Source organism: Streptococcus sp. k-628, assembly GCF_013277475.1.
Taxonomy (GTDB): Bacteria; Bacillota; Bacilli; order Lactobacillales; family Streptococcaceae; genus Streptococcus.
This window is the reverse complement of sequence record NZ_VMMZ01000025.1, coordinates 1-6152: the sequence shown is the minus strand read 5'-3', so window position 1 is coordinate 6152 and position 6152 is coordinate 1. Positions and strand designations below refer to the sequence as shown.

The following is a 6152-nucleotide window of genomic DNA, read 5'->3' as shown; positions in this document are numbered from 1 at the left end:
AGAGCAAACTAGGAAGCTAACCGCAGGTTGCTAAAAACACTGTTTTGAGGTTGCAGATGGAAGCTGACGCAGTTTGAAGAGATTTTCGAAGAGTATCAACCACCATAAAAGAGGCAGACAAAGCCACCTCTTATTTACCAAGTTTTTTAGTTCGTTTGTAGGCTTTAGTGACTGCCTCCATGACTGTTCCTCGAAAAGCATGCGCTTCTAGGCTTGCTACACCAGCGATAGTCGAACCGCCTGGGCTACAAACTTGGTCTTTCAAGACCCCAGGATGCTCTTGGCTTTCTAGGACCAATTTCCCAGCTCCTACCACAGTTTGAGCCGCCATTTTCAATGCCGTTTCTCTTGGCAATCCCATCTGAACGCCCGCATCTGCCAAGGCCTCAATAAAGAGATAGACAAAGGCTGGTCCACAACCTGCAAGAGCTGTCGCTGCGTCGATGAATCCTTCTCCTAGTTCAACCAAGAGACCAGTCTTGGATAACAGCTGACAAAAGAACTTACTGTCCTCAGTCCTGCAATTAGAAGACAAGGCATAACTAATCACTCCTTGTCCGATAGAAGCAGGGGTATTAGGCATCATGCGAATAATTCTGTGCTGACTTGGAAGAAGACTAGCGAGTTTTTCCAAGGTCAATCCAGCTGCCATCGAAATCAAAAGAAGATTTTCTCTTTTTTCAAGGATGGTCTGGTATTGAGAAAGCAGTTCAGAAAACTGAGCAGGCTTAACTCCTAGAAAAATCACATCTGCTTCTGCAAAAATTTCTTCATTACTAGAAGCCTGACCACCGAAGTTGGCGATAAAAGCATCCACCTTAGCTTGACTACGATTGGCAAGGAGAAGGTCATCTCCCGTCTTAGCCTGCAAAACAGCCTTAGCCAAGCTAGCTCCCATATTCCCCAAGCCGATAAATCCAATCTTCATCTCTTACTCCCTTATCTGTCCGTCACCAGTAACCACATACTTGTAGCTAGTCAATTCCTTCAAGCCCATGGGACCACGCGCGTGCAATTTCTGAGTAGAAATCCCCATTTCACAGCCAAGACCAAATTGGCCACCATCTGTAAAACGAGTTGAAGCATTGACATAGACTGCTGCAGAGTCCACTTGATCTGTAAAGTAAGCTGCAGCCTCAGCATTTTCCGTCAAAATAGCATCCGAATGATGGGTACTGTGAGACTCAATATGGGCAACCGCTTCTTCTAAACTGCTCACAACCTTAACAGCTAGGACATAGTCCAAAAACTCGGTGTCAAAGTCTTGATCATCAGCTGCGTGACCTGAAACAAACTGACTTGCTTGGCTATCTAGGCGGAATTGAATTGGTTCCAACCCAGCTTCTTTACGCTCTGCAACTAGAACTTGCTCCAAGCGAGGAAGGAAGCTTGCTGCCTTGTCTTCATGAACAAGTAGAACCTCCATGGCATTACAAACAGAAGGACGACTTGTTTTTGCATTATTGATGATAGACAGAGCCTTGTCTTCATCTGCATCCTTATCCACATAAACATGGACAATCCCAGTTCCTGTCTCGATAACAGGTACGATAGCATTCTCAACCACTGCATTGATCAAACCAGCTCCTCCACGAGGAATGAGAAGGTCTAGATAGCCCTTGGCCTTCATCATGGCATAGCTACTTTCACGGCTAGTATCTTCCACTAGTTGAATCACATCTGGGTGAATGGTCGTTGTCTCCAAGCCTTTTTTCAAGGCTGTGACAATAGCATGAGCTGTTTGATAGGCGTCCTTACCACTACGAAGAACGACCGCATTTCCACTCTTGAGAGCCAAAGCAGCCGCGTCAGACGTCACATTTGGACGGCTTTCATAGATAATACCGATAACCCCCATGGCCACACGTTTTTTGGTGATAACCAAGCCATTTTCAAGATGATTGGTTTCTAAAACTTCACCGATTGGATCTGGTAAAGCAACCACTTCACGAATTCCTCTTGCCATCGCTTCTATACGCCCTGCATCCAAATAAAGACGATCCAGCATCACATCTGAGATTTTACCTTTGGCCGCTTCCATATCGAGGGCATTGGCTGCTAAAATCTCCTCAGTAGCTACTAATAAGTGATTAGCCATGGCTAGCAAGGCTTGATTTTTCACCTCTTCACTAGCTGTGTTGATCGATTTTTTAGCAGCCTGTACCTGTTCAAATTGTTCTTGTGTACTTACCATAGTTTACCTCTAAAATTCTGTAAAGAGTAGTTGGATTTCAGGAGTAATGGAAATCCAGTCATCACGGTGAATCAGGACACCCTTGGCTTTTTGAGAACGCAACATATCCTCCAAAGCAGATGCTCCAAATTGCACGCGCCCTTTTCCAAGTGATTTTCCACTTTCCTTGTCAAATACTGTCACGATATCACCGTAAGAAAAGGCACCTTCTGCGTCAACAACACCAGATAAAAGGAGACTCTTTCCATGTTGAGAGAGAGCTTCCGCAGCCCCTTTATCAACCCAAATAGAACCTTGACTCTGAGCATAGAAGGCAAGCCATTGTTTCTGGGTACGAAGCCCCTTCTCTTGAGCAACAAAGTAAGAACCATCCTCGGTCTCCTCTGCCGCCTCAATCATGGAATCTGACTTCAAGGATGAGCAGATATAAACAGGAACTCCTGATTCCGTCGCGATAGTTGCAGCTTTGATTTTGGTTAACATGCCCCCAGTTCCGTTTGAAGAACCTGCTCCACCGGCCATATCAATAATCTCACGATTGATGGTCTCGATTTTCTCCAAGCGTTTGGCTCTTGGATCTGAATTAGGATTTCCTGTATAGAGACCATCTACGTCTGTCAAGAGGACCAAAAGGTCTGCTTGGACCATGGCCGCTACCTGTGCACTTAGAGTATCATTGTCCCCAACCTTGAGTTCATCAATAACGACACTGTCATTCTCATTGATGATAGGAATCGCGCCACGGCTAAGTAAAACCGACAAAGCCTGATGGGCATTTTTATAACGGCGCTTATCCACAAAGTCGTCCTGAGTCAGCAAGATTTGTGCAGAAACGATTTGGCGCAAGAGAAGATTGGTCGTGTATTCTTCCAACAAAAGCCCCTGTCCTACCGCTGCTGAAGCCTGTTTATCAGCAATCTTAGTCGGACGTTTTTTAAATCCTAAGGCTCCAAAACCAGCAGCAATGGCACCCGACGACACCAAAATCAATTCATGACCAGCCTCGTGCAGCATAGCCAACTGTTGGGTAATAGCTTTTACTTTACTACGTGATAAGCTTCCATCCTCATTCGTCAGAGAAGAAGTCCCCACCTTAAAGACAATCCGTTTGTATTTCATAGTCTCACTCCGATTCTTCATATTTATCCATTATAACATGAATGACAGGAAATAGAAAAGAGTTGATAGGAAAAAGAAGGCCCTAAAACCTTCTTTTTTACTACTGTTCTGATTCCGATTTGTTTGCACTCGTTTCAGAGATTTTGGAAGTTGATGATGTCAAATCTTGACTAGTTGAAGAACTTGCAACACTTTCATGTTGACTCGTTTCTTTATTTTCAAGATCCTTTTTCACTACTTCATTAGATTCTTTTATTTCTGAATGACTTGTAGTTTTAATTGTAGCAGATTTTTCGACTGGAACATCCACTAACCAGGCACCACTTGAATCAACAGTATAGCCTTCTGGTGTCTTACCGTTCACAAGCAATTGACCATTTTCTTTCAAGAAGTACCATTTATCCTTGTCCTTGATCCAACCCACAGCTCGTGAACCATCTTCCTTGTAGAAATACCAAGCATTTGCCTTTTTAAGCCAACCTTGCTTCATAGCTCCTGAATCTTCTAGATAGTAATGATGACCAGCAACTTCTATCTCGCCTGTCTTCATGATACCAGTAGAATCCATATAGTACCAGGTTTCTTTATCTTTTACCCAACCCGTTTTCATTTCTCCTGATGGGGCAAAGTAATACCATTGGCCCTTATATTGAAGCCAACCTGTTTGCAGCGAACCATCCTTGGATAAATAATAATTCTGACCTCCAGTATTTACCCAACCAATTTCCATCTGATTTTCTTTGTTAAAATAATACCAGATTCCATCAATTTTCTTCCAATTTTTAGCAGAAGCACCAGAGTCTGTCAAATAGAACCAATGATTGTTCCATTTTTTCCATTGATTCTGTAACAAGATACCCGTTTGGTTAAAGTAATACCATTCACCTTCGATTTCATTCCAACCGACAGTATACTCTCCTGTAGAATCAGGCGCTTGATACCACCAGTTCCCATATGCACTCTTATGCCAACCAGCTTGAAAACTTGGAATCGGATTGTAGGAAGTTGAAATGTTTACTAAACCGTCTTGTCGAATCTCAAAAACTGTCGCATCATAGTCTTTGCTGGCTGCGTTGATTCTCTCAATTCCTCGTTCTTTAAGCCAATTGACATACTCACTATCAACACCATTTTTCCAAGGTAAACTATCCGAGGTTTGAACAATCAAACTCGGACTCAAATGTTTAATGAAATCCTTGGTGTTTGATTTATTGGTATCACGGTGATGGTTAAACTTCATCAAATCAACTTTTCCAATGAGAGAACCGTACTTGTCTTCCGCTCCATGCACATTATCTAAGTCGCCCCCAAGGTAAATTTTCTTGCCATTGACTTTCACTACACTAATCAGGGAATTGGAATTGTCATCCCAAATTTTCTTTAATTCACCTGATGAATCAGTTTCATTTTCATAGTTATAGAGTTGAATATCCATGTCCCCAAACTGAAAATGAGCATCTCCTTGTGTGATGTTTTGAATAACTGAAACACCTTTTTCGGCGGCAGTCTGTAAAACCTGATCATAACCGTACAGATTATCCCATAAACGTTCAGAATTAGTAATACGATTATCACTATATTTTTTAAGATAGACTCGGTCAACTGGATAGGTAGACAGTAATTCATCAACATTTCCAATATGGTCACTGTGAGTATGGGTCACCAAAATAAAATCAAGTTTTTGGACACCCAATTCCTTCAAACGACGAAAAACACGGTCTGTTAGAACATGCTTATAAGACGTTTCAATTCCTTCTCTCCATGGATAGCGAGAATCACTACCGTCTGGGAAGTCATAATCTTCTCCTGTATCCACCATGGCAAAATGCCCATTGCTTTCAAGAATAATCGCATCACTGCCACCTTCTTGAACATTGATAAAGTGAATTTTATTTCCTGAACTTTCTTGAGCTTGAACATTCCCATACCATGACAAACCTAAAAAAGCGCCTGCAAGTGCTAAACTAATCAATTTCTTTTTCATTATTGCTCTATTAGAATTCCTTTTTGATTAAAATAATATCTTTTTCCATCAATTTCGTTCCAACCGATAGAATAATTTCCTGTAGAATCTGGTGCTTGGTACCACCACTCGCCATTAGATTTCTGATGCCATCCCGAAACAAACGATGGTATTTTTTTATATTGTTTACTTATATCAGCTATGCCATTTTGTCTAATATCAAAAACAGTTGCATCATATTCTGTACTAGCTGCATTTATTCGCTTTATCCCTAAACTATCTAACCATGCTATATATTCAGGGTTGTCTACAATAGGACTATCATAAAAACCTGGAACAGCATCACTTGTCTGCACTATGATTTCTGGAGATAGATTTAATATAAAGTTTTTTGTATTTGATTTTTCGGTATCCTTATGATGATTAAACTTCATCAAATCAACTTTTCCAATAAGAGGACCATACTTGTCTTCTGCTCCATGAACATTATCTAAGTCGCCCCCAAGGTAAATTTTCTTGCCATTGACTTTGACTACACTAATCAAGGAATTGGAATTATCGTCCCAAACAGGTTTAAGATTTCCATTCTCATCATATTCATTTTCATAATTATAGAGCTGAATATCCATGTCTCCCATTGTAAAACGGGATTCTTCATTTGAAATATCTTGAATCAATTTCACCCCATTACGATTTGCAGCTTTAATCGCATTATCATATCCGTAGAGATTATCCCACAAACGATTTTTATCAGTTATACGACTATCATCATATCTTTTCATATAAATACGATCAACAGGGTATTTATCTAATATTTCATCCATATTTCCAATATGGTCACTGTGGGTATGGGTTACCAAAATAAAATCAAGTTTT

At 41.0% G+C, this 6152-nt stretch carries 4 protein-coding genes and 1 pseudogene; all 5 read right to left on the bottom strand.

Annotation, left to right across the window (positions count from 1 at the left end):
- Positions 1–130: 130 nt before the first annotated feature.
- Positions 131–928 (bottom strand): pyrroline-5-carboxylate reductase, encoded by a 798-nt coding sequence (proC, locus tag HT730_RS03850; protein WP_173306864.1) that lies wholly within the window; start codon positions 926–928, stop codon positions 131–133.
- A gap of 3 nt (positions 929–931) precedes the next feature.
- Positions 932–2194 (bottom strand): glutamate-5-semialdehyde dehydrogenase, encoded by a 1263-nt coding sequence (locus HT730_RS03845; RefSeq protein WP_173306863.1) that lies wholly within the window; start codon positions 2192–2194, stop codon positions 932–934.
- A 9-nt stretch (positions 2195–2203) separates the two neighbouring features.
- Positions 2204–3313 carry a glutamate 5-kinase gene (proB, locus tag HT730_RS03840; protein WP_240151459.1) on the bottom strand — a complete coding sequence of 370 codons (1110 nt, stop codon included), beginning with the start codon at positions 3311–3313 and terminating at the stop codon, positions 2204–2206.
- A gap of 100 nt (positions 3314–3413) precedes the next feature.
- Complete coding sequence (gene cbpE, locus HT730_RS03835; RefSeq protein WP_173306861.1) at positions 3414–5297, bottom strand: phosphorylcholine esterase CbpE; 1884 nt, start codon at positions 5295–5297, stop codon at positions 3414–3416.
- Between the two features lie 5 nt (positions 5298–5302).
- A pseudogene (locus HT730_RS03830) lies at positions 5303–6152 on the bottom strand (MBL fold metallo-hydrolase); the annotation flags it as partial.